This is a genomic window from Aeromonas sp. 600527, assembly GCF_049175415.1.
Taxonomy (GTDB): domain Bacteria; phylum Pseudomonadota; class Gammaproteobacteria; order Enterobacterales; family Aeromonadaceae; genus Aeromonas; species Aeromonas veronii_A.
The window spans coordinates 85,001-108,723 of the sequence record NZ_JAAKVA010000016.1; the positions used below are offsets into that span (position 1 = coordinate 85,001).

A 23,723-nucleotide genomic window follows, 5' to 3' on the forward strand; every position below is an offset into this window, starting at 1 on the left:
AACAGGACAAGATGTAAAACATCGTATTCATTGACATAACTATCGCCCTTTCAAGCTGATTTGGATTATACGTGGCTTTATAGATTACGCAAACAAATTTATGCCCCGCCAATGACAGGGCACAAACCGCTATAAGGTGGCAGCTTCCAACGCTTCCACCAGCGCTCTGAGAAAACGAGCCGCCTCCCCGCCAGTACAGGCTCTGTGGTCAAATGTCATCGACAGCGGCAATGCCCTGACGGGACGCGCTTCACCATGGATGAACACCACTTTCTCGAACAACTTGCCCGCCCCTATGATGGCCACCTGCGGCGGCGTCACGATAGGGCTGGCATAACGGCCTGCGATGGCGCCGAAGTTGGTGAGCGTAATAGTCGCCCCCTGCAACATCTCGCGGGGCACAGCACGCGCCTTCACATCGGCGATCATCCGATCCAGCCCCTGCCGGATATCTGCCCCCTCCCGCTCGGCTACGTTCTCCATCACCGGCACATAGAGGCCATGCTTTGAATCCACCGCGATGGCTACATTGACCTCTTTGAACAGCCGCCGTGACAGGGTATCGCCATCGAACCAGGCATTCATCGAGGGCTCGGCGCGGCAAGCCACGCCAATGGCCTTGATAAGGCGCACTGTCACATCCTCATCAGGGCGCCAGTAACGCAAATCCACCTCGTCGGTGATGCTGACCGGCACTACTGTCCGATGAGAGAGCTCCATCGCCTTGGCCATGGCCCGCCGTGACCCTTTGAGGAATTCGTTGCCACTGCTCTGCTGGGCATCGAATGCCTTCTGCACATCCAGTTCGGTCACCATGCCGCCGCTGCCACTTCCCTTGATCCGGTCGATATCCAGACCCAGTTTTTGTGCCAGCTGGCGCACGGCTGGCATGGCTTGCACCAACGCACCACCCGGGGCAATGGCTCCTACCACGAAGTGATCCTCGATATGTTGCTGATGGGCGCTCACCTTGCCCACCACTGTGCCATCATCTTCGCCCCCCTCGAACTCCACCAGCGGCGCACCGATATGGAGGATATCCCCCTCGGCGCCGCAGAGACGGGCAATCACCCCGGCTACCGGAGAGGGTACATCCACCAGCGCCTTGGCCGTTTCCACCGACAACAGCACCTGATCGACCGCGACGGTATCACCGGCACTCACCTTCCATTCGACGATCTCGGCTTCGGCCAACCCTTCACCCAGATCCGGTAATTTGAAAAATTTCATAGCCACTGGTTCTCCATCAGCTGGTGAGCGGCATCGGCGATATCCTGCTCGGTGATGAGGTAATACGCCTCGTTACGATAGTAGGGGACGGCGGCATCCACCCCGGTCAACCGTTTTGGTGGCGCCTTGAGGCTGGGAAGTGCCTGCTCGGTCACCCGCGCCACAATTTCGGCCCCGACCCCGAAGCTGCCACACGCCTCGTGTACCACCAGTAAACGGCCGGTCTTGCGTACCGAGGTGAGGATGGTCTCCATATCCAGCGGCTTGATGGTGGCCAGATCCAGCACCTCGCACTGGATATCCTGCTCGGCCAACAGGTTCGCCGCCCGCATCACCTCCTGAATGCAGGCCCCCCAGGCCACTACCGTGATATCCCGGCCCGGTCGCAGGGTGAAACAGACATCCAGCGGCAAGCCGACACCGTCATCCACCACCTCGGATTTCATCGAGCGATAGATGCGGTCAGGTTCGAAAAACATCACGGGATCCGGATCACGGATGGCCGAGAGCAGCAAACCATAAGCGCGCCTCGGGCTGGAGGGGATCACCACCCGCAACCCCGGAATATGGGCAAACAGCGCCTCGACACTCTCGCTGTGGTGTTCGGGCGAGTGAATGCCAGCACCATACGGGGAGCGATAGACAAGGGGACAGGAGAGGCGGCCACGGGTGCGGTTTCGCATCCGCGCCGCCTGACAGATGATCTGCTCCATCCCGGGGAAGATGAAACCCTGAAACTGGAACTCAGCCACCGGCTTGAGCCCCTGGGTCGCCATGCCGACCGCCACCCCGGCGATCAATCCCTCGGCCAGCGGCGTGTCGATCACCCGCTTGAAACCGAACTTGTCACGCAGGCCAACCGTGGCGCGAAACACCCCGCCGTTGACCCCCACATCCTCGCCGAGTACCACCACATCAGGGTCGTGCTCCATCTCGTAGTGAAGGGCCATGTTGACCGCTTCCAGCAAACTGATCTCACTCATGGCCAACCTCCTGCTTCATCCCCTTGGCAATTACTCGCTCGCGCTGGGGCAAGAGTTCGGCGGGCAGGCTGGCGTAGTGATAATCGAGCATCGCCTCCGGTGGCTGGGGTGCCATCGCCTCATAGCGGGCGACCGCTTGCTCCACCTCTCGGGTGGCTTCCGCCAGCAGGCTCTGCTCCTGCTCTTCATCCCACCACCCTTTGCTATGCATAAACTGGCGCAGCCGCTTGACCGGCTCTTTCGCCCAGGCGGCCTCGACCTCGGCTCCATCGCGATAGCGAGTGGCATCGTCGGCCGTGGTGTGATCGCCGAGGCGATAACTGACCGCCTCGATCAGGGTCGGCCCCTTGCCGCTGCGGGCCCGTTCGACGGCACTGCGGGCGGCATCGTAGACCGCCACCACATCGTTGCCATCCACCTGCAGGCTGCGCACCCCGGCGCCAATCCCCTTCTGGGCCAGCGTAGGAGCGCTCGATTGCAGTTTGCGTGGCACCGAGATGGCCCACTGGTTGTTGTTGACGATGATGACCATCGGCAGGTGCCAGACACCGGCGCAGTTGAGCCCCTCCAGAAAATCCCCCTTGGAGGTGCCGCCATCGCCGATGGTGACCACGGCGACACGCGGTTGATTACGCAGTTTGAAGGCCGAGGCAATACCGCATGCGTGGGTGATCTGGGTAGCGATGGGGACGCAGATGGGGAGATCTTCAGAGGGGGTTCCATCGGGTTTGAGAAAATAACTGCCCCGCTCGTCACCGCCCCAATATTGAAGGTTTTTCTCCATCGGTACGCCCCGCACATAGAGGGTGGGCATGTCCCGATAGTAGGGAACGTAGACATCCTGCGGCTGCATGGCGAGACCAATGCCAATCCCCACGGCTTCTGCGCCGAGATGGGAGGGAAAAGTACCGAGTTTGCCGGTTCGCTGCAGCGCGATCGCTTTTTTGTCATAACTGCGCACCATCACCATATTGCGGTAAAAGGTGTGCAGTATCGCCTTGTCCAGCCAGGTCGGTAAGGTGGCGACCGGGCACCCTTCCGCATCGAGGTAACGAAGGAAAGGGATGTCGACATGGGTCATAACTGGCTCCTTGCCGTTGTGAGCGTCACCGATGCTGGTGACACCTAGATGTAAATACCTTGTTAAACAAAAAGCAAAGGGATTTACTCAGGTAAGACCAGTAGAAACTTCTTTAAAGTAGCGAAGGAGCTGAATTTTCGGCGATGAGTGGCAAGGTATGCCGTAAATGGTGCAACTTTGCAGCGCTGAATGCAGGATGCAAAATGTGAAAAAGGGGAGCCTTGCCCCCCCTTCTGTTACTCAAGTCAGCGGTTACACCAACCAGCAGTTACGCCAGCCAGTGTTGCAGCTGGCGGGCCATGCCAACTGGCAGCAGGTGAGCGCGACTCAGCAAGCGGCTGCGCCAGGGCTCGGCCAGCAAGGTGGGGCAAATTCGCATCTCCCGTCCCCGGTCAGCCACGCGCACCAACCGATCGATGAGGGTCTCCAGCGGCGGATGCACCGGCCAGTGAGGATAGAGGTCGGCAGTCGCGATCCCGGCCAGCTCGCACACCCGCACCTCCTCCTCATCTCCCTTCCCAGCAACCATTGGCCAGGGGTGAAGCACCTGTAGCCAGCCCGGCCGTGCTGCCTCCAGCAACTGGCCCAGCGTCGGCTGAGCAAAGTGGGGATCCCCTGCGGCTTTGAGCAGATGGCGCGCCCCCGCCAGCACCACCACGCCACGCGGGGGAAGTGCAAGAAGATAGTCGGCCAGCGCCAGATCCCGCCCCCTGTTGTGCTGCTGCCACTGTTCCGGGCTCATCTCCTGCCACTCGAATAAGGGCTCGCAGAGATGCACCCGCAGCCGCATATGTTCAGGGCGCGCCAGATTGCTCTGGCGCAGGGCGGCGAAGAGGGCCGGAAACTCGGGGGCCATCCAGGCGGGGAAGGCGCAGGAGTCGAGCCAGACCGGATAGAGCCGTGCCAGCGTGAGCGGCTCCCCCTGCCAGCTCTCCTGCCCCGTCAGCCAGGCATCGAGCAAGCCCTGATGACGGTGGTTGCCGCACTCCAGCACCAGATCAGTCATGACTCCCCAGAGCGCCGGATCGCAGAGCCAGGCGTGCTGGCACCGGATAAAATCCGGGTGCCAGTGCGGCTCCCCCAGCCCCACCAACTTGCCCGCCAGCAAGGCTTCCCGGATGGCGGCAACCGGGGTCATGCGTCCCCCTTCTGCCGGATGTGCGGTTGCTGCCCGACCCCATCGACCCGCTCACAAATAAGGGCGCCGATCTTTGCCAGCCAGTCGGGATGCACCATCTCCTGATGCAGACAGGGGAAGCGCTCATAGCGGATCTCCCCTTTTGTCAGCGACTCCCAGCCGCGCCCATCCAGCCAGGGCTGGCGAGAGGCTGACGCCTCGATAAAGATCACCTCCCCGTGGTAGCAGTAGTCGACCGGCTCACGGATGAGCCGGTTGTTGTGGCCCACCAGCTCAATCATGGCGCTCACCACCTGCTCGTCGAGCATGGCCAGCGCACTCCCCTCTGCCCCCAGCCGGGCCACCACCTCGTCGCGAGTGAGAGAGTCGAGCGCCTCATCCGCAACCGCAATCCCCCCCATTCGCAGCAGCGCATCAAGCATCCGCTGCTCGTCGGGCAGCGGCTGGGTCTGCCACTGCAGGCAGGGGTAGGCGTCGAGCAGCAGCACCATGGCCACCTCTTGTCCCTGTTCTTGCAGCATGGCGGCCATCCGGTGCACCAGCATGCCCCCGAGCGACCAGCCGAGCAGCCAGTAGGGCCCCTCGCTCTGTTGACGACGCAGCTCGGTCACATAATCGAGCGCCAACTCGTCGAAGCTGGCGGGCAGCGGCGCATCCGGCTGACAGAGCGCCCGCGCCTGCAGGGCATAGACCGCCATGTCGGTCGGCAGATGGGGCACCAGCGGCGCATAACACCAGCCGAGCCCGCCGGCGGGATGGACGCAAAAGAGGGTGGGGCCTGATACGCCGGACTGCGCACCGGGCGCCCGCAGGGGCAACAGCATGGGCATTGCCTCCCGTTCGCCGCCAAGACGGCGCGCCAGCTGGGCAGGGCTCGGCGCTTCGAACAGGCTGGCCAGAGTGAGCGCCTGTCCGGTCGACTCTTCAATGCGCACCACCAGCTGCGCCGCCAGCAGGGAGTGACCACCGAGGGCAAAGAAGTTATCGTCGGCGCCGACCCGCGCCAGCCCCAGTATCTCGGCGAAGAGGCGACAGAGCCGCTCCTCCAGCAGGGTTTTCGGCAGCGCCTGACCCACCGCCAACGCCATATCGGGCAGCGGCAACCCCTTGCGATCCAGCTTGCCATTGGGGGTAAGCGGCAGCTCGGCCAGGTTTACCAGGAGCCCCGGCACCATGTAGTCAGGCAAGGAAGCGCCAAGGGCGGGTGCCAGCTCGGCCAGCGTCAGATCTCTGCTATCTGCGGCTACCACATAGGCCACCAGACGGCGATCGCCGGGGGCAAATTCGGGGGCCAGCACCACCGCCTGCACCACCCGGGGGTGGCGCAGCAGCACCTGCTCGATCTCCTCCAGCTCGATGCGCTGGCCACGGATCTTCACCTGAAAATCGAGGCGCCCCAGATACTCGATGGCGCCATCCTCGCGCCAGGCAGCCAGATCGCCGCTGCGATAGAGCCGTCCCGTCCCGAAGGGATTGGCAATAAAGCGCTCGGCAGTGAGCTCGGGCTGACCAAAGTAGCCATCCGCCACCTGTACGCCGCCAATCCAGAGCTCCCCCGCTACACCGGGCGGCACCGGCTGCAACCAGGGGTCGAGAATGTGGATGCAGGTATTCCAGACCGGATAGCCGATGGGCACGCTGGTCACCGCCTCGTCTGCCCGGCAGGGATACCAGGTGACATCCACCGCCGCCTCGGTCGGGCCATAGAGGTTGTGCAGGGGGGCTGAGAATGTCCCATACCAGCGCGGCACCAGATCCGCGGGCAGCGCCTCGCCGGAGCAGAATACCTGGCGCAGGGCGCGGCAACGCGCAGGCTCGGCCTGAGTGACAAAGATCTGCAGCATGGAGGGGACAAAGTGCAAGGTGGTGATCCCAGCCTGCTCAATCAGCTCGGCAAGGTAGGCGGGATCCTTGTGGCCACCCGGTTTGGCGAGCACAAGCCGCGCACCTGTCATAAAGGGCCAGAAGAACTCCCAGATGGAGACATCGAAACCGGCCGGGGTCTTTTGCAGCACCCGATCCGCCGGGCCGATGGGATACATGTGCTGCATCCAGAGCAGCCGGTTGACGATGGCACCATGGCTCACCACTACCCCTTTGGGCCGACCGGTCGAACCGGAGGTGTAGATGATATAGGCCGCATCTTCCGGTTTGGGGGCTGGCAGCTCACAAGGTGCTGTCATTGCCAACTCTCCCGCCGCCAGCTGCTCTGCCACACCGGGGGCATCGAGGCAGACAAGTGGCGCCGCCACATCGAGCAGCATCTGAAGCGTACGACTGGTCAGCACCAGCGCAGGCTCGCTGCTGGCGAGAATGTAGCCGATCCGCTCCGCCGGATAGTCCGGATCAACGGGCACATAGACGGCACCCACCGCCATGATGGCCTGCTGGGCGAGGATAAGCTCGGGAGAGCGCGGGATCACTACCGCCACCCGACAACCGGGGCCCACGCCCCTCCCCGCCAGATAGCATGCCAGCTGGCGGGTACGCTGGCGCAGCTCGGCCACACGCCAGCGCTCGGCGCCACACTCCAGCGCGATGGCGCTCTGATCCGCCGCCGCCAGCCCCTCGGCCAGCAGTGCGCTCAGGGTAGTGGTCGGCAACGGATAGTCGGTTTGGTTCCAGCGCGCCAGCTCAGCCTGCTCGCAGGGCAGCAACAGCGGCAAACGCACCGCCAGGGCCTCGTCACCCGCCTCACTCCAGGCCGCCAGATAGGCGACCAGCCGGGCCAGATGACGTTCACTCTCCTGTTGGCTGAAGCACCCCTGATGTGCTTCGAGGGTCAGGGTCATCGCGCCTGCCTCCTCGGCAAAGTAGAAGGCGCACTCCTCCACCGGCCCTGCCGCCAGCACCTGCACCTCGCCACGAATCTGGTTGTGCCCTTCACCAAAGCTGAGTGTACGGGCAAAGGGCATCATATTGACCTGAGGGCCAAACAGCTGCTGGCCCGGCTGACGCTGTTGCAACCACTCCTGACGGCAGCCCTGATGGCGGCGCAGGGCGGCAAATTGCCGCTCGACCTGTGCCAGCAACTCTCCTACCCGGCTGGTGCCGCTCAGCTCTATGCGCAGAGGCACCACATTGACCTTCATGCAGGGAGTATCGGCCGCCGCTGAGCCCAGCCGCCCCATCAGCGGAATACCGAGCACCACCTCGCCAGCGCCGCTCATCCGCTGCACATAGCTGGCCACCGCCGCCAGCAGCAGGCTGTAGGGGTGACAGGCCGAACGACTCGCCCGCGCCACCAATGCCTGCCACTGGCGGCCAGCAAGCCGTTGTTCAAGACGATATGTGGGGCCCGGCCCTTGCGCCGGACGGCGGGAGAGCGACGCCGGGTTCTCCACCCCGGCCAGCTGCTGCACGAAGAAATCGCGATCCCGCGCGGCACGCGGCGAATCCAGATAGGCCGCCTCCTCGGCCAACAACTCCTGCTGGGTCGCATAACGACAGGGAGCAAGCTGCTCGCCGATGCAGAGCGCCTCATACCAGCTCGCCACCCGCTGGCAGAGCAAACTCAGGCCAAAGCCGTCGATGGCGATATGGTGCACGGCAATAAACCAGGCCCACCGCCCCTCGCCAAGGCGATAGAGGGTGGTGGCAAACAGCGGCCCCCCGGCCAGATTGAAGGGGACTGCCAGCAGTGCACGCATCTCGGCCTGCGCGGCTGCAAGCGGGTTAGCTTCGCTGCGCAGATCCCGCTCGGTCAGCTGCCAGCAGGCGGGGTTGGCCACCATCTGCGGGCCATCGGCAGTAGCCACAAAGGCGCAGTGCAGACCGGGGATCTCGTCGATGGTCTGGCGCACCGCGCGGGTGAAGTGATGGGGAGCCAGCGCCCCCTCCAGCAGCCAGTATTCGCCGGTATTGCAGGCGGGACTCTGCGGGTATTTTTGCTGGGCAAACCAGATACCCGCCTGAGCGGTGGTTAGCGGCCAGCGCGGCTGCTCACCACGCTGGTGAGTGGCGCGCATCGCCATTGTCTGTTCCATGGGAATGTCCTTGCGCAAACATCGAGCGGGCAGCGGCTTGCCCCTGCCCGCATGGCTGAAAAGCGAGGAGGCAAGGCCTCCTCCATAAAGAGAGTGTCACGCCTGCCAGATCGGCAGTGCGCTGGCTAAACCCCCAGGGTGGCACCGCCATCGACCACCAGATCCTGCAGTGTGATATGGCTAGCGGCATCGGAGGCGAGAAACAGCACGCAGGCAGCCACCTCGTCGGGGGTCCCGAGCTTGCCAAGGGGGATACCCAGCTTGAACTGCCCGGGCAGGCCCGCGATGGTACGCAGCTCTCCTTCCTGCTGCGCCGCCTCCCCCTCCTGCCACATGCCGTACAGCATCGGGGTTCGGGTCGAGCCCGGCGACACCAGATTGCAGCGCACGCCGTAGGGGGCAAATTCCAGCCCTGCCGTTTGAGTGAGGCTGGTCAGCGCCGCCTTGGAGGCGCCATAGATGCCCATCCCCACTCGCGGCACCCGACCGGCATTGGAGGAGACATTGACGATGGCGCCCCTGCGCCGCCCCTGAAACCAGGGGGTCAGGGCCCGCATCAGGTAGAAAGGGGCGAAGGTGTTGATGGCGAAGGTGCGCTGCAAGAGGGCGTCATCCACCTCATCGATCCTGCCGGTCGCCAGTACGCCAGCGACATTGACCAGCACATCGGGCCCCAGCCCCTCGTCGAGCAGCTGTTCGCAGCAGCGGGTCACGGCCTCGCTGTCGCTGACATCGATCACCACCCTCTTCACGTTGCCGGGCAGCGCCTCGGCCAGTTGCAGATCGAACGCCACCACGCTGGCCCCCGCCTCGGCAAAGGTGCGCGCCACTGCATGGCCAATTCCCTGCGCCGCGCCGGTCACCCAGATGGTTCTGCCTTGCCACTCGCTCATGGGGTGCACTCCGGTTCGCTGACGTGCTCTTCGTTGACCTGATAAGCCGTGGCCTGACTGACATGAAGCTGACGGGAGAGGAGCCCCCACCAGTGAGCCAGGGTCGGCGTGCGGGCCAGCTCGGCCAGCTCCACCACCAGCCCCTGCTGACGCCACTCTTCCACCAGCCCCATCACAGCCAGCGAGTCGAGACCGTAGTCGAGCAGGTTGTCATTCTCGGCAGGCTGCTCCTGCTGCATCTCGGCGGGCAGCCGTGCCAACACCTGAGCACGTAGTGACTCGCGAGTCAGAGGGCGTTTGCTGGCCGCCATCACCTCGGCCACGGTAATCACCCGACCTGCATTGCGGCTGACGTAGGAGAGCGCCAGCAGGTGATCCTCGCGGGAGAAGTCGGCGATGGCATCTGCCACCAGGAAGGGACGGATATCGCGCATAAAGGCATCGACCGCCGTCTGCATCACCCCGATATGGCCGTAGATGCCGCAGATCACCAGCTGATCCCGCCCCCATTCGGCCATCAGCTCGGCTAGCGGTGAGCGGCAAAAAGCACTGTAGCGCCACTTGGTCAGCACCGTATCCTGCGGCTCGGGGGCCAGCGCCGAAACAATCGGCTGACGCTCCGGCGCTCGGGTCAGCCCCGGCCCCCACATGTCGTTGAGCAGCGCCCGATCGGCCTGGCTCTGCTCGGCGGGCTGGGCGGTATAGACCACCGGCATGCCGAGAGCACGCGCCTGACGGATCAGGGTGGCGATATGGTCGATGACCTGATTGATCAGCGGATTGTCCGGCCCGTAGAAGTCGACGAAATAGTGCTGCATATCGTGGACCAGCAAGGCGGCGCGGCCCGGTTCGAAAGGCCAGTTCACCCGCCCGCTGGGCAGCTCCTCAGCGGTGGGCAGCGGATAGGCGGCGAGGGATTGAATGGTCATGCACACTCCTTGGCGAGCTGCTCGCGCAGCGTCTGTTTGTCTATCTTGCCGACCGGGGTGTGGGGCAGTTGCTCCACCAGCACCAGGCGATCGGGCAGTTTGTAATCGGCCACCCCCTGCTCGCGCAGGAAACGGCGCAAGCGGGGCAGATTGAGGGGCTCGCGGCACATCAGAAAGGCGCAACTGCGCTCCCCGAGCATGGGATCGGGCATGGCGACCAGCGCCGCCTGCCGCACATCTGGATGGGTAATCAGCAACTCTTCAATCTCGAGGGCGTCGATCTTCTCCCCGCCCCGGTTGATCTGATCCTTGTTGCGCCCCACCACCATCAGGTGGCCGCTGGGCAAGCGGCAGACCAGATCGCCGGTGCAGTAGAAACCGTCCCGATCAAAAGCCCGCTGATTGTGGGCATCAGCCTTGAAATAGCCGCGAAAGGTGTAGGGGCCACGCGTCCAGAGTTCGCCACACTTACCATCAGGCAAGGGGTGCCCGTCGCTGTCTCGCACCTCCACCTCGTCGCCCGAGCTCATCGGGCGGCCCTGGGTATTGACGATGTGCCACTGGTCATCCTCGGTGCGGGTGTAGTTAACCAGCCCCTCGGCCATGCCGAACACCTGCTGCAAGCGGCAACCAAGGCGGCTCGCTACCGCCTCGGCGTGAACCGGGCTGAGGCGCGCGCCGCCCACCTGCACACACTCCAGAGAGGTCTGCGGATAGTGGCTGGCCGTCTCCAGCCAGAGCGCCAGAGCCGGTGGCACCAGTGCCGCCCAGTTGATCTGATGGCGCTGCACCAGCGGCAGACAGGTTGCAGCGGAAGGATCCTTTGCCAGCACCACACAGCCACCGGCATAAAACACTCCGAGTGCCCCGGGGGAGCTCAGGGGAAAGTTGTGGGGCGCCGGCAGGGCACAGAGATAGATCACCCGCTCATCCCAGCCGCACACTGCTACGCTCTGGCGCACGCTGTAGCCATAGTCATCGTGGGTACGGGGGATCAGTTTGGGGGTGCCGGTGCTGCCGCCGGAGAGCTGGAAAAAAGCGACTTGATCGGCCGGGGTAGGGGTTTGCGCGATAGCCGTCAGCGGCGAACCATCAGCACGGGCTATCAGGTCAGGCTGACGCCATGCAAATCCTGACTGAAGATCGGAGCCTTCAGCCGGCTCGAACAGCAATGTCTGACAGGAGGGATATACCAGCTCATCAAGGGCCACAAGGCTTCCCGCTTCACCGGCAAAGCCGGGGTGAGAGGGGCTGAGAACCAGCAAGGCGGGCTCAATCTGGCGGGCAAAGGCCACCAGCTCGCGCCGCTGATGGCTGTAGAGGGCATGCACCGCCACTACGCCGCAGCGGATCAGGGCAAACCAGCAGATATAGAACTCGGCGCAGTTGGGCAACTGAACCAGCGCGGTATCGCCATGACCCAACCCGCGCACAGTCAGCCGCGCCGCCAGCGCATCGACCTCACGCTTTAACTGGCCATAACTGAGGGTTCGCTCGCCGCAGATCAGGGCCGTGCGCTCGGGATAACGTGCGGCGGAGTCATCGAGCAGGGCGGTGAGCGGTTGTCCGCGCCACCAACCTTGTGCCCGGTAGTGGGCAGCCAGCTCGGCGGGCCAGGGGGTAAAGGGTACCAGCGGCTTCATGCAGTTACCTCCGGCTCCCGGCTTTCGAGGCCGAAGGCACGCAACATGGTGCCGAGCTTGGCGGCGGTCTCCTGCCACTCCGCTTCCGGCGAAGAGCCCACCACTACCCCGGCGCCGGCATAGAGCCGCAGCTGCTTGCCGGCCAGCACGCCACAGCGAATGGTGACCACCCACTCGCCATTGCCATCGGCATCCATCCAGCCGACAGCGCCACAGTAGAAACGGCGATCGTACCCCTCAAGCCGGGCGATGGCCTGACGCGCTGCCGAGAGCGGCGTGCCGCATACCGCCGGTGTCGGGTGCAGCGCCAGCGCCAGAGCCAGCACGGGAGAGGGTTCATGGAGCCGCCCAGCAATGCGGGTCGAGAGGTGCCACATGGTAGGAGTGGCGATCACCTGCGGCTCAATGGGGACGTCCAGCTCGCGGCAGAAGGGAGCGAGGGCCTCAGCGACCGCATCGGCCACCAGCGCATGTTCATAGCGATCCTTCTGGGCACCCAGCAGTTCGGCACTGGCCGCCGGTTGATCAGGAAAAGCGTGGCGCGGACGGGAACCCGCCAGCGGATTGCTCACCACCGCCATCTCGCTGCGCGATATCAGCAGCTCGGGGCTGGCGCCAAGCAGGGTCTCCCCCTCCGGCAGCGGGATCTGGAACACATAGGCGCCCGGATTCTGGGCCAACAGAGAGCCATAGGCGTGTGCGGGGGAGGTCTGCTCTGCGCTCTTCACATCAATGGCGCGCGACAGTACCACCTTCTCGAGTTGCCCCTCGCTGAACTGCTGCAACGCTGCCCGTACCGCCCCCTGATAGTGGGCAGAGCCGGTCACTTCGCTCACCTCGCCATGGAGCTGGCAACAGCGGGCGGGTAACAACGCATCCCGTTTGACCCACTGTGATTGCGCCGGGATCACCAGATGCCAGGGGGATTGGGTATCAAACGGGATGGCGCCGATGGCGATGGGATTGGCCATCCCCTGCTGGCGCAACTGACGCAGATGGGCGAGCAGCTTCTCCGGTGGGATGCCGGTAAAACTATCGTGGATACCGGAAGCGACCAGCACCCTGTCACCGCTGGCAAAACAGCACACTTTATCCAGCCCGGCAGTTGCTGCGGGCCACTCTCCTTCCAGTGCATGGTCACACATGACGGTGCTACTCCTTGGAATGAATCACTGCCTGACACGACTTAAGGTGAGTCATTTGAATCACCAAATGTCAGGGTGAACGGCATCCTAACAAGGAGCGAAAAAACGATCAATACAAATGAGAATCAATTACATTAACTTCTTTTTAGTCAAAAGCGGGTGACGAACGAAACTGAACTTCGCCGATAAAAAAGAGTTGCGATCGGAGCAAATTCAATTTGATAATGATAACGCTTATCATTTGTGTATTATGGAAGATGTAAATAATGAAATCCTCAACCTCCCGTTTTATTGCTCCCAGCCTGCTGGCCACCACCATTGTCACCCTGCTGACCCAGCAAGCGATCGCCGCCAGCAACGCCCCTCAAGCCGATGAAGTGATCACCGTCACCACCACGGCGCACAATACCCGCTCGGCACCGGCCTCTATCTCTGTCATCACCGCCGAACAGATCGCCGCCGCGCCAGTTAATGACCTTGCCGACCTGCTGCGCCACGAAGTAGGCATTCAGGCCGAGACCGACACCAATGGCCGCAGCGATATCGGTATTCGCGGCATGTCCGGCAAGTACACGCTAGTGCTGGTGGATGGCAAACGCCTCTCCTCCTCCAATGCCCTGTGGCGCGGCGGCAACTTCGACAACACCCCGGTCCCCCTTGGCATGATCCAGCGGGTCGAGGTGATCCGTGGCCCCATGTCGGCACTTTACGGCTCCGATGCCATCGGTGGTGTCATCAACATCATCACCAAGCAGCCGGGCAAAACCTGGCAAGGGGCGGCCGATGCCGACTTCAAGGCCATCGAGGGCAAGGATGGCGGCGATCAGCACAGAACCAACCTGGGCTTTACCGGCCCGCTGAGCGATAACCTGCTGATCCGGATGAATGGCGAAGTGTACGACCGTCAGGCCTGGACTCCGCCCGAAGCAGCCGATGGCATCCCCCTTATCGAAGCCAAACAGACCCGTAACTTCGCCTCCACCCTCAGCTGGCTGGTGGATGAGCAGCAGCGCTTCGAGCTGGATTACCTCTACAACCAGGATGAGCGGCCTCTCGATATCTTCCGCAAAACCGGCAACAAGGTGCACAGCCGCCAGCAGCAGAACGATCGCAACCTGTTTGGTCTGACCCACAAGGGGAACTGGAGCTGGGGTGACACCACCGTCATGGCCAACTACGAGACCTCCCAGATCGACGACTTCAACACCAGCTACTCTGCCCCGCAGCAACGGGAGCTGGAAGAGAACACCTTGACCCTCAAGGGCTATACCAACCTGGCGCTGGCCAACCACTACCTGACCCTGGGTGGTGAATATCTGGATCGGGAGCTGGTGGATGCGGTGAGCTACAAGGATATCGGCGGCAAAGAAAGTCACTCCCAGGAGGCGCTGTTCGCTCAGGACGAAATTGGCCTGACCGACAGCCTGACCTTCACACTGGGCGGCCGTTACGATCACCACGAGATCTACGGCAGCCACTTCACCCCACGCGGCTATCTGGTCTATGAGATGAACGATGTGGTGACAGTGAAAGGCGGTGTCAGCCAGGCCTTCAAGGCACCGGCACCACACCAGTACTCCAACGGTTACAGCATCGAGAGCTGCGGCGGCAGCTGCCGCATCTATGGCAGCGACAAGGTCAAGCCGGAAACCAGCACCAACTACGAGCTGGGAGTCATCGCAGGGCAAGGGATCTGGGAAACCAGCGCCACCCTCTTCTACTCCGACATCGACGACATGCTCACCTTCAAGCAGTTGCCGAACTCCACTGACCGCACCTGGTACAACCTGGAGAAAGCCACCTCCAAGGGGCTGGAGCTGACCGGCAAACTCGATCTGACCGACGATATCAACCTTGGCGCCAACTACACCTACCTCAAGGCTGAAGGCGATCAGGGTCAGGCACTGCCCGAGCGGCCGGAGCACAAGGCCAATGCCAAGATCACCTGGCAGGCCACCGAGCGGGTAAATGCCTTTGTCGGCACCACCTACACCGGCACCCAGTTTGCCGAGCAGACCGTCAACAAGGTTGTCGTACTGCACAAGCTGCCCAGCTATCAGACCTTCGATCTCGGCACCGGCTTCAAGGTCACCGAGAACTTTGACCTGCGACTGGGGATCAACAACCTGACCGACGTGCGCCTGCAAGAGAAAGACACCGTCTTCCAGAACGTCGAACCGGGTCGCAGCTACTACGTCAGCGGCTCAGCCCGCTTCTAAGGTAGCCAAGGTCGATATAACAGAGCGCGGGCCCATGCCCGCGCTCTGTTAACCAAGAGAATAAGGGGAAGATCCCCACTGGACAGCAAAGAGCATGCAGATTTCCATTTGTCATCAGGATCGCTCATGTTCACCTCACTTCTGAATGCTTCACCCCTTGCCACCCTGCCCACCCCTGACGAGATGTTAAAGGCCAGACCCTGTCCGGCACGGCTCGCTCGCCAGATCGCACGCAGCCGCCAGCAAGCCCGCCATATTCTGCAGGGAGAGGATGATCGCCTGCTGCTGGTGATCGGCCCCTGCTCCATTCACGATCCGGCAGCCGCCCGCGACTATGGTGGCCGGCTCGCTGAACTACAGGGCCAATACGGGGAGCAGCTGCAACTGGTGATGCGTACCTATTTCGAAAAGCCGCGCACGACGCTCGGCTGGAAAGGATTTATCTTCGATCCCGACCTCGATGGCAGCGATCGGCTGGAAAAGGGCCTATCGCTGGCCCGGGAGTTACTTCTGGCCCTTGGACAGGAAGGGCTCGCCTGTGCCACCGAATTTCTCGATCTCACCAGCATGCTCTATCTGGGGGATCTCATCAGCTGGGGTGCCATCGGTGCCCGCACCACTGAATCCCAGCTCCACCGTCAGCTGGCCTCGGCCCTTCCCTGCCCCATCGGTTTTAAAAACGGTACCGACGGCAATATCCGGATCGCGGTAGAGGCGATCCTCGCCAGCCGAGCGGCCCACCTCTATACCCAGCCTTCCGGTGATGGCCAGCTGGCACTGGTGCGCAGCCATGGCAACCCCGACTGCCACCTGATCCTGCGCGGTGGCCGCCAACCCAACTATCAGAGCAATCATGTTACAGAGGCTGGCGACTTGCTGCGCCAACATCATCTGTCACCCCGGCTGATGATCGATTGCAGCCACGGCAACAGCCAGAAGCAGCATGCCCGCCAGCTGCTGGTTGCCCGTGACATTGCCGACCAGCTGGGGGCAGGTAGCCATGCCATCGCCGCCATCATGGTGGAAAGTTTTATCTGCGAAGGGCATCAGGAGATTGGCAGCAAACCGCTGCGCTACGGCCAGTCGATCACCGATAGCTGCATCGGCTGGGAACAGACAAGGCAGCTGCTCGATATGGTGGCAGAAGGGGTAGAGGTGCGCCGCCAGCAGCGGATCGCCCTGGCGGGATAAATAGCGGATTATTCATATAACGCAGAAAAGAGTGTGGCCCCGATGGGGCCACCTTGTTGTTCACTATCTGACACTCGTCAGGCGACTGACTCACGCTCAACCAGCTGGGCTTCAAATTTGAGCGCCAGGCCGTCCACCGGCTTGTGATCGAGCAGACGCAGCGCCAGCTCGGCAGCGCGGCTGCCCATCTCCTCGATGGGGTAGCGCACCGTGGTGAGCTTGGGATAGATGTAGCGGGCGTAGGGGATATCGTCGAACCCCACCACCGACACCTGCTGCGGGATCTTGTAACCCCGCTCCAGCAGACAAGAGATCGCCCCCGCCACCATACCGTCGTTGAAACCGAGCACGGCAGTGAACTCGACACCACGGGCCAGCAGTTCACTCATCGCCACATAGCCGCCATTTTCGTCGGCAAAGGCGCGGCTGACGAGAGCGGGATCAAAGGCGATCCCGGCTCTGGCCAGGGTCTGGGTGTAACCGGCCATCCGCTGCTGACCATCGACAAACTCTTCATCATCGGAGGTGATAAAGGCGATGTTGCGATGACCGGCATCCAGTAAATGCTGGCACGCAGTGGTGATCCCCGCCTTGTTGTCGAGCCAGACGCAGCGATCCTCAAAGCCCGGCACCTGACGGTTGATGAAAACGATGGGGGTAGAGCCAGCCGCCAGCTCACTCAGCTCCTTGTCCGGGAGCGCCTTGCTGTGGAGGATCAGCGCATCGCACTGGCGCTGCAGCAGCGCCTGAATGGCGTGACGCTCGCGGGCGATATCATGGTTGCCAGACATGACGATGGTGAACTTGTTGGCCTGATCGACCATGGTTTCGATGCCACGCATCATCTGGGCAAAGAAGGGGCCGCCGCAGAGGTCACCAACCAGCACGCCAATGCAGTTGGAACGCTTGCTGACCAGAGCCTGGGCAAAACTGTTGGGTCGAAAATTCAGTTCCTTCATGGCCGCCAGTACGGCCTCACGCTTTTCCGGTGCTACCTGTGCCGTGTTGTTGATAACCCGCGACACGGTGGAGATAGACACATTTGCCAGCTGAGAAACGTCTTTAATCGTTGCCACTATCCATTCCTTTATTGTGGGGGAACCTGTCGGTGCCGACGCCTGAGTATACCCTGCGGCCTGATGCAATTCCCGGAGCCAGGTCACCGGGCATGTTTCCTTTGGTAACAAAACCTTACCCGATGATACCCGTCGGCAGGGCAATTTGAAAACAGGGGCCGGCTGGCGGCCCCCGACTCAATAGGCGTGATTGAGCTCCCGCTCTGACATAAAGCGCAGCGGCTGCTGCAACTTGTGCTGATAGATGAGATCGAACGACAACACGTTTTGCACGTAGTTACGGGTCTCCTTGTAGGGGATGCTCTCGACCCACACGTCCATCGGTTTGTTGTCACTCTGCTCTCGCCAGCGTTTTACCCGTCCCGGCCCAGCATTGTAGGCGGCCGCCGCCAGGATCCGGTTGCCGTCATAGAGATCCAGCAAGCGCTTGAGATAGGCGCTCCCCAGACGAATATTCATGGTCGGATCAAACAGTTGCTGCTCGTTGCGATAGGGCACCCCCAGCTTGCCGGCGGTCTCTTTGGCAGTAGCGGGCATCAGCTGCATCAGACCGCGCGCCCCCACCGGCGACTGGGCCAGCGGATAGAGGGCACTCTCCTGACGGGAGATGGCATAGAGCAAACTGGTGTTCATGGTGCGCTCTTGCGCCATCTGGGAGAAGGTGCGTTTGAGCGGCAGCGGGAAGCGCAGGTCGAGAGCATCCCACGCTTCGGCGCGAATGCTGGCGAGAATGGCCAGCTCATGCCATCCCTGATTGAGGGCGATATGACCAAACTCGATGCGCTGGACCACCGGATTGCGATCCATGTTGTGGATCCACTCCGAACGGGCCGCCGCAATCTCGTTCATCGACAATAGCTCGCGCACCCGCAACAGGAAGGGCCAGCGCTGGCTGGCCGTCCGCCAGTCCGGTACATGCTTGACGCTCTGGTTCTTGATGCGATAGGGCACACCGGTGCGCTGGGCCGCCATGAAACCGTAGAAACCACGCAGGTTGGCAGTCTCCAGATAGAGATCCCGCGCCGGTTTTTGCTGCCCCTGCACCTCAAGGGAGCGCGCCATCCAGTAGCGCCAGCGATCCTCTTTCTGACGGGCCATCGGCATCATCTTCACCCAGCCGGAGAGGCCACGCCAATCCTGCTCCCAGATGGCCAGTCGCGCCCGCAGCTCGGTAATGTCGGGATCCGCCAGCTTTTTCACCGTGCTGTCGACCCAGCTGCGCTGGGCAATGGAGCGATCCAGCAGCAGGCGGCGGGCAATGGCACGCTCTACCGGTTTCACCTCGGCCTGGGTCAGGCCGAAACGGCTGCGAAACAGCGCAAGCTGGCGCAGCACCGACTCCGGCTCATGATTGGCGTAGCGAGTCAAACCGAGGGAGAGCAGCTTGCGAGAATAGGGGTTATTGCTGAAATAGGCCGGGTTCATCGCCTTTGCGGGCTGTTCGAACAGGGTCACCATCTGATCGCCATAGCTTTGCAAGCCGCTACCCAGGGTCGCGCCAAGGTGGCGGATCAGGTTGGGGTTTTCCGCCTCGAACGCCAGCGTCATCCGCTGCCAGATCTTCTCCTGGGTACGCTGACCGGATGCCTGCCACAGCTGGAACAGCGGGGAGCAGGCATCGGGGCGCGATTGACCGCTCATCCAGATCTTGCCCGCCCCCTGCAACGCCTCTTTCGGCTTGCCGGTATAATAGAGCGCCTGATAGTGCATGCAGAGCAGGTCGGTGGAGCTCGGCTTGGCCGGATAGAAGCGCAGGAACTGCGACCACTGCTGGCTCTGGGCCAGATAGGTCAGATAACTGCGCTCCAGCCGGTTGGACTGGGGGGTATCCCCATGCTGGCGGATAAAGCGGGTCACATCGTTGTAATCGGCCGCCCCCGGACGAAAGGCGAGCTGATAGTAATCGAGGTAAGGGAGCAGGGGGTAGTGGGTCAAACGGGCACGAATTTGCTGGAAACGGGCCTGATCATTGGCCCGTACGGCATCATACGCCTGACGGTAGAGCGTCTGGTCGGCAGTCTGTGCCATCAGCGTCGGCACGAACAGCGCCGACAAAACAATTCCCCATACAGCTTTCACTGAGCATCTCCATTGAGGGCAATACACCGCCTGATGGCGGCGGGTCTACTGCCACTCATTCTACCCGTTGCCGGGCAGTGCTACAGCGGGGAGAAGGGACTATTTTTCTGCATCGCTCATCTGCATTTCGCGTAGCTGTTCCGGTCTGGTCAGACGCTGTACATATTTCTCCAGATAGGGCACCGGCAGCGGTTTGGAGGCGAGATAGCCCTGATAGAAGCTGCACCCCTGCGCCTTGAGAAACTCCAGTTGCTGACGGGACTCCACCCCTTCCGCCGTGACGTTGAACCCCATATGTCGCGCCATGGCGATCACCGCCTCAACGATGGCCATGTTGTCACCATCTTTCGGGATGTCCTGAATGAAGGAGCGGTCGATCTTGAGCTCATCGGCAGGCAGCCGCTTGAGGTAGCTCAGGGAGGAGTAGCCGGCACCAAAATCGTCGATGGCAAAGCTGATGCCGAGTCCCTTGAGCTCGGTCATCTTGCTGATGGTGTCCTCGGCATGACCCAGTACCACGGATTCGGTGATCTCCAGATTGAGGCAGGCCGGATCCATGCCGGTTTGCGCCAGCACATCATGGATCCGCTCGACAAAATCGGTGGCGTGGAACTGCTTGGCGCTCACGTTGACCGAGATCTGCGGAATGTGGATACCATTCTCTTCCCACAGCACATACTGGGCGCAGGCCTCATAAAGCACCCAGTTGCCGATGTCGACAATCAGGTCCGTCTCCTCGGCGATGGGAATAAACTCGGCTGGCGAGACCAGCGAGCGACCGGCAGGTTGCCAGCGGATCAGCGCCTCGACACCAATGATGTCACCGCCGTCCACCATGTGCTGCGGCTGATAGTAAAGGGTCAGCTCCTGCTGACTGAGGGCGTTGCGCAATTCGTTGTGAATAAGCAGACGGCGATCCGCCTGTTGCTGCATCGAGGCATCGAAGAAGCGACGGGTCTTGCGACCAGCGGACTTGGCCTGATACATGGCAGTATCTGCCTGCTTGAGCAGATCATCGACCCCCTGCTCCCGATCCGGAAACAGGGTGATACCGACGCTGGCGCCGATGTGCAGCACCTGACCTGCATAGGTATAAGGAGCGGCAATCTCGGTGATGAGACGCTCGGCAATGATATCGGCCTGCATCTCTGCCTGGGGCGGGCTGGCAGAGAGCGATGGCAGCAGCAGTACAAACTCGTCACCGCCGAGACGCGCCAGGCAATCCCCTTGCCGCACCAGCCGTTTGAGACGGGCGGCGACCTCTTTGAGCAGCCAGTCACCGGTGGCGTGGCCAAGGGAGTCGTTGATGGTCTTGAAGTGATCGAGATCGATAAAGAGCAGCGCGCCAATCAGGCCGTTTCGGATCGCCTCATTGAACGTCTGTACCAGGGTTTCATGCAATTGACGACGATTGGGCAACCCGGTCAGCTCGTCGTAATAAGCGAGATCCTGAATGCGTCGCTCGGCCGCCTTGCGCTCGGAGATATCCTCGAAGCAGATGACAAAGTGGCTGATCACCCCTTTTTCATCCTGCACCGGCGTCACTATCTCCCACTGGGGGTAGGTGTGACCATCGGCATGACGACGCAGAGTTTCTCCCTGCCAGCGGTTGAGAGGGTTGAGCTCGTAGCCCAGCCCTCCAAGATTGGGCCAGAGATCCTCTTCCAGCTGCAGACCCAGTACGGAGTGGCTGTCAAAACCGGTGATCTGGCTGAAGGCGTTGTTGACCCGCAGGATCTTGAACCCCGGATCCGTGATGATGATCCCTTCGTGGGTCTCGAATGCAACGGCAGAGAGGCGCATCTGGGCATCGGATTGCAGTCGCTCCAGCTCGGCTACCATCCGTACCGAGAAGGTATTGAGCACCGAGGTGAGGTTGCTGGTATCTGCCGGGGCCGAATAGAGCAGCGCCAGATGGCCCAGAAGTTGGCTTCTAGCATCAAATAGCGGCTGACCATAATAAGTCTGCCCGGCCGCCAGCCAGGGTTGATACTCCTGCGACTCGTCAATCACCTCGAAACAGATGGCCCCTTGCTTGTAGAGCTCCTGACAGGGGGAGCCCGCCAGCGGGTAGTCTTTAAGCGTCAGCCCGTCGGCAGCCAGCACTTTGACCCGGTCGGCACCGCACAACTCCCCCACCCAGACCGCATCCACCTTGAGGATATGGGCCAGCTGACTGACCAGGGTATTGAAGAAATCGAGCCCGGTGCGGGCAGAGAGCGCCTGCGCCAACTGGGTTAGCAGGGTGGTTTGCAGCAACGGCAAAGAGAGGTTGAGAGAGGAGACCGCACTGTTGGCGGTATCAAGAGGGGCCAGCCAGCCACAGCAGATCTGCTGGGTGGGCACAAACTGCCCGCTCCAGAGCACATGGTTGAGCTGCCCCCGATCATCCTTCAGATGACCGATGAACTGTTCAGGCAGATGTGATTCATGAAGCCGGACAAGAAAATCGGCAAAGCCTTCCTCATCTTCCGGTAACAGGCGAGCGGCCCAGGGATGATTGCCCTCCCCTTGCCACTGCTGGTAGGCCCCCTGATCAGAGAGACTCCACTGATCATGTTGCCGATCGAAAAACCACATGACTTGCGTGGCTTGCTGCTTCATTTACCACTCCAACACAACAACCAACCACGTTTGATGTCCAATCAGGCATAGCAACGCCCCCTGCATCCGCTCATCAGATCAGGGGTTGCGAGGGAAGAGTACAAACATGCGATATCAAGCAGTGAAAACCGGACATGAGGTCGACACGAAGTGCTGCCAAGAAGGGACAGAAACGATCCTATTCCCGTCATACTGCCTGCCAGTTTCATGGAGCTCAAGCTGTTTTTGGCACGAAACCGGAAAAGATCACAATTTATAAGTTGCTGAATAGCCAAGGGAAGTTTATGTGACACAGATCACATTTCAATCTTTGCCAATGAGTAATCTGAAGGTGAAGACACAAGCAAGACGACCCGAAGGGGGCCAATATGAAAATCGAAATTACCAGCAAAATCATCGACATCACCCCGGCTATCCGCGAGCGCATCGAATCCCGTTTTGAAAAGCTCGAACGTCTTCAGGTGCCTCTCATCACACCCCATGTGATTGTTTCCAAAGAGCGTCTGATGTTCATTGTCGAAGCCAGTGCTGGCATCCCCAACGGCAAACTGTTTGCCCAGGCAGAACATGAGGATCTCTACGCCGCCATCAACGAACTGGGGCAAAAACTGGAGCGCCAACTTAATCGTCACACCGAGAAGCCGATTGCCCGTCGTGCCAACGCAGCGCTCAAAGAGCAGCCACAACCGGATGAAGCTGACGCTTGATAGCATGCCGCAAGGCTAAAAATTCTAAAGAGCATAAAGGCGGGGTCACCCGCCTTTTTGTTGCCTGTGATTTACCGACAAGCACAGCACTACGCCAGTGAATAGGCGCCATCAACTGAGCCAGTGCAACCGGGCATCCACCCCCTCTTGCAAACGATCGAGGAGCGGCAACAATACCAGCGGATCCTCCTGGCGTGGCATATCGGCCAGCTTTCCTTGTAACCGCTCCCGCGCCAGCGGCGACAGGTTGTCGTAGACAGCATCATCCAGCAGCGGCTGTTTGACCGCCAGCGGCGGTGTTTGCAGCGCCAACCAGAGTCGTACATCCACCATACTCCCCCCTTGCTGCAACCGCTCATTGATGGCACTGCAGTCACTCCCCGCCCCTTCAGCCACCAGCACCTCTGCCGGTCTCAGCTCAAAGTGCAGACGCCAGTCACGACTCTGGGGTGTGGCCGCCGGTTTGGCATCAAACCAGGGCTGCTCCTCCACCGCATCAGTCAGCAAGGCCAGATGCAACCGGAAATCCGCCCGATCACCATGCTGCAGGTCATGGTTGAGGCGCTGCCCCAACTGGCCCTCATCAACGAGCAGGTGATTACGGATTGAACTGGGCAGCATGAGATAACTCTAGAAAATGGCGATTTCATTGGTTATCGGCCACAAATCCAATTCTTTTAATGGAAAAATCCTGCTTGGGGGTTTCCAAAATCAGAAGATCTGTTAGTATGCGCCTCGCACTTGTGGAGGGGTTCCCGAGCGGCCAAAGGGATCAGACTGTAAATCTGACGGCTCTGCCTTCGAAGGTTCGAATCCTTC

16 protein-coding genes are annotated in these 23,723 nt (G+C 61.4%); 3 read left to right on the forward strand and 13 right to left on the reverse strand.

Annotated elements, in window-relative coordinates; translation table 11 throughout:
- Positions 1-129: 129 nt before the first annotated feature.
- From G5154_RS17385 to G5154_RS17425, 9 genes are all read right to left on the reverse strand, one after another.
- Complete coding sequence (locus G5154_RS17385) at positions 130-1,230, reverse strand: dihydrolipoamide acetyltransferase family protein (protein WP_421251233.1); 1,101 nt, start codon at positions 1,228-1,230, stop codon at positions 130-132.
- Positions 1,227-2,213, reverse strand: coding sequence for an alpha-ketoacid dehydrogenase subunit beta (locus G5154_RS17390; RefSeq protein WP_021231077.1), 987 nt, complete (start codon positions 2,211-2,213; stop codon positions 1,227-1,229). Before G5154_RS17390 ends, G5154_RS17385 begins: the two co-directional genes overlap by 4 nt.
- Positions 2,206-3,294, reverse strand: a complete 1,089-nt coding sequence (gene pdhA / locus G5154_RS17395) for a pyruvate dehydrogenase (acetyl-transferring) E1 component subunit alpha (RefSeq protein WP_064338306.1) — start codon at positions 3,292-3,294, stop codon at positions 2,206-2,208. The genes G5154_RS17390 and pdhA overlap by 8 nt, the downstream gene beginning before the upstream one ends.
- A 268-nt stretch (positions 3,295-3,562) precedes the next feature.
- Positions 3,563-4,432 carry a hypothetical protein gene (locus tag G5154_RS17400; RefSeq protein ID WP_421251234.1) on the reverse strand — a complete coding sequence of 290 codons (870 nt, stop codon included), beginning with the start codon at positions 4,430-4,432 and terminating at the stop codon, positions 3,563-3,565.
- On the reverse strand, positions 4,429-8,418 hold the full coding sequence (locus G5154_RS17405; protein WP_421263953.1) for an amino acid adenylation domain-containing protein: 3,990 nt from the start codon (positions 8,416-8,418) through the stop codon (positions 4,429-4,431). The genes G5154_RS17400 and G5154_RS17405 overlap by 4 nt, the downstream gene beginning before the upstream one ends.
- 125 nt (positions 8,419-8,543) lie before the next feature.
- A complete protein-coding gene (gene dhbA, locus G5154_RS17410; protein WP_421251236.1) occupies positions 8,544-9,311 on the reverse strand; it encodes a 2,3-dihydro-2,3-dihydroxybenzoate dehydrogenase in 768 nt (255 codons plus the stop codon).
- The gene (locus G5154_RS17415) at positions 9,308-10,240 is read right to left on the reverse strand and encodes an isochorismatase family protein (RefSeq protein ID WP_421251237.1); all 933 of its coding nucleotides are present in this window, start codon (positions 10,238-10,240) and stop codon (positions 9,308-9,310) included. Before G5154_RS17415 ends, dhbA begins: the two co-directional genes overlap by 4 nt.
- Positions 10,237-11,883: a (2,3-dihydroxybenzoyl)adenylate synthase gene (locus G5154_RS17420; protein ID WP_421251238.1), complete on the reverse strand. Its 1,647-nt coding sequence runs from the start codon at positions 11,881-11,883 to the stop codon at positions 10,237-10,239. The genes G5154_RS17415 and G5154_RS17420 overlap by 4 nt, the downstream gene beginning before the upstream one ends.
- A complete protein-coding gene (locus tag G5154_RS17425) occupies positions 11,880-13,028 on the reverse strand; it encodes an isochorismate synthase (protein ID WP_421251239.1) in 1,149 nt (382 codons plus the stop codon). The genes G5154_RS17420 and G5154_RS17425 overlap by 4 nt, the downstream gene beginning before the upstream one ends.
- A 266-nt stretch (positions 13,029-13,294) precedes the next feature.
- Here G5154_RS17425 and G5154_RS17430 point away from each other — a divergent pair, with 266 nt between their 5' ends.
- A complete protein-coding gene (locus G5154_RS17430) occupies positions 13,295-15,247 on the forward strand; it encodes a TonB-dependent receptor domain-containing protein (RefSeq protein WP_227340861.1) in 1,953 nt (650 codons plus the stop codon).
- Between the two features lie 126 nt (positions 15,248-15,373).
- A complete protein-coding gene (locus tag G5154_RS17435; RefSeq protein WP_216979093.1) occupies positions 15,374-16,438 on the forward strand; it encodes a 3-deoxy-7-phosphoheptulonate synthase in 1,065 nt (354 codons plus the stop codon).
- A gap of 77 nt (positions 16,439-16,515) precedes the next feature.
- Here G5154_RS17435 and G5154_RS17440 read toward each other — a convergent pair whose 3' ends face one another.
- The 3 genes from G5154_RS17440 to G5154_RS17450 form a co-directional block, all read right to left on the reverse strand.
- Entirely contained in the window at positions 16,516-17,514 is a 999-nt protein-coding gene (locus tag G5154_RS17440) for a LacI family DNA-binding transcriptional regulator (RefSeq protein ID WP_216979094.1), read from the reverse strand.
- A gap of 177 nt (positions 17,515-17,691) precedes the next feature.
- Positions 17,692-19,593, reverse strand: a complete 1,902-nt coding sequence (locus tag G5154_RS17445) for a transglycosylase SLT domain-containing protein (RefSeq protein ID WP_421251241.1) — start codon at positions 19,591-19,593, stop codon at positions 17,692-17,694.
- A 99-nt stretch (positions 19,594-19,692) separates the two neighbouring features.
- Positions 19,693-22,197, reverse strand: coding sequence for a putative bifunctional diguanylate cyclase/phosphodiesterase (locus G5154_RS17450; RefSeq protein WP_421251242.1), 2,505 nt, complete (start codon positions 22,195-22,197; stop codon positions 19,693-19,695).
- A gap of 368 nt (positions 22,198-22,565) precedes the next feature.
- Between G5154_RS17450 and hpf the strand changes: the two genes are divergently transcribed.
- Positions 22,566-22,904, forward strand: coding sequence for a ribosome hibernation-promoting factor, HPF/YfiA family (gene hpf, locus G5154_RS17455; protein WP_005344457.1), 339 nt, complete (start codon positions 22,566-22,568; stop codon positions 22,902-22,904).
- 111 nt (positions 22,905-23,015) lie between these two features.
- Here the strand turns inward: hpf and G5154_RS17460 are convergent, their stop codons facing one another.
- Positions 23,016-23,525 (reverse strand): VC2046/SO_2500 family protein, encoded by a 510-nt coding sequence (locus G5154_RS17460; RefSeq protein ID WP_337072975.1) that lies wholly within the window; start codon positions 23,523-23,525, stop codon positions 23,016-23,018.
- Positions 23,526-23,723: the final 198 nt, after the last annotated feature.

Excerpts from the sequence above, each read along its gene's own strand:
- G5154_RS17385 (WP_421251233.1), bottom strand. The coding sequence starts at position 1,230 with ATGAAATTTTTCAAATTACCGGATCTGGGTGAAGGGTTGGCCGAAGCC.
- G5154_RS17390 (WP_021231077.1), bottom strand. The coding sequence starts at position 2,213 with ATGAGTGAGATCAGTTTGCTGGAAGCGGTCAACATGGCCCTTCACTAC.
- pdhA (WP_064338306.1), bottom strand. The coding sequence starts at position 3,294 with ATGACCCATGTCGACATCCCTTTCCTTCGTTACCTCGATGCGGAAGGG.
- G5154_RS17400 (WP_421251234.1), bottom strand. The coding sequence starts at position 4,432 with ATGACCCCGGTTGCCGCCATCCGGGAAGCCTTGCTGGCGGGCAAGTTG.
- G5154_RS17405 (WP_421263953.1), bottom strand. The coding sequence starts at position 8,418 with ATGGAACAGACAATGGCGATGCGCGCCACTCACCAGCGTGGTGAGCAG.
- dhbA (WP_421251236.1), bottom strand. The coding sequence starts at position 9,311 with ATGAGCGAGTGGCAAGGCAGAACCATCTGGGTGACCGGCGCGGCGCAG.
- G5154_RS17415 (WP_421251237.1), bottom strand. The coding sequence starts at position 10,240 with ATGACCATTCAATCCCTCGCCGCCTATCCGCTGCCCACCGCTGAGGAG.
- G5154_RS17420 (WP_421251238.1), bottom strand. The coding sequence starts at position 11,883 with ATGAAGCCGCTGGTACCCTTTACCCCCTGGCCCGCCGAGCTGGCTGCC.
- G5154_RS17425 (WP_421251239.1), bottom strand. The coding sequence starts at position 13,028 with ATGTGTGACCATGCACTGGAAGGAGAGTGGCCCGCAGCAACTGCCGGG.
- G5154_RS17430 (WP_227340861.1), top strand. The coding sequence starts at position 13,295 with ATGAAATCCTCAACCTCCCGTTTTATTGCTCCCAGCCTGCTGGCCACC.
- G5154_RS17435 (WP_216979093.1), top strand. The coding sequence starts at position 15,374 with ATGTTCACCTCACTTCTGAATGCTTCACCCCTTGCCACCCTGCCCACC.
- G5154_RS17450 (WP_421251242.1), bottom strand. The coding sequence starts at position 22,197 with ATGAAGCAGCAAGCCACGCAAGTCATGTGGTTTTTCGATCGGCAACAT.
- hpf (WP_005344457.1), top strand. The coding sequence starts at position 22,566 with ATGAAAATCGAAATTACCAGCAAAATCATCGACATCACCCCGGCTATC.
- G5154_RS17460 (WP_337072975.1), bottom strand. The coding sequence starts at position 23,525 with ATGCTGCCCAGTTCAATCCGTAATCACCTGCTCGTTGATGAGGGCCAG.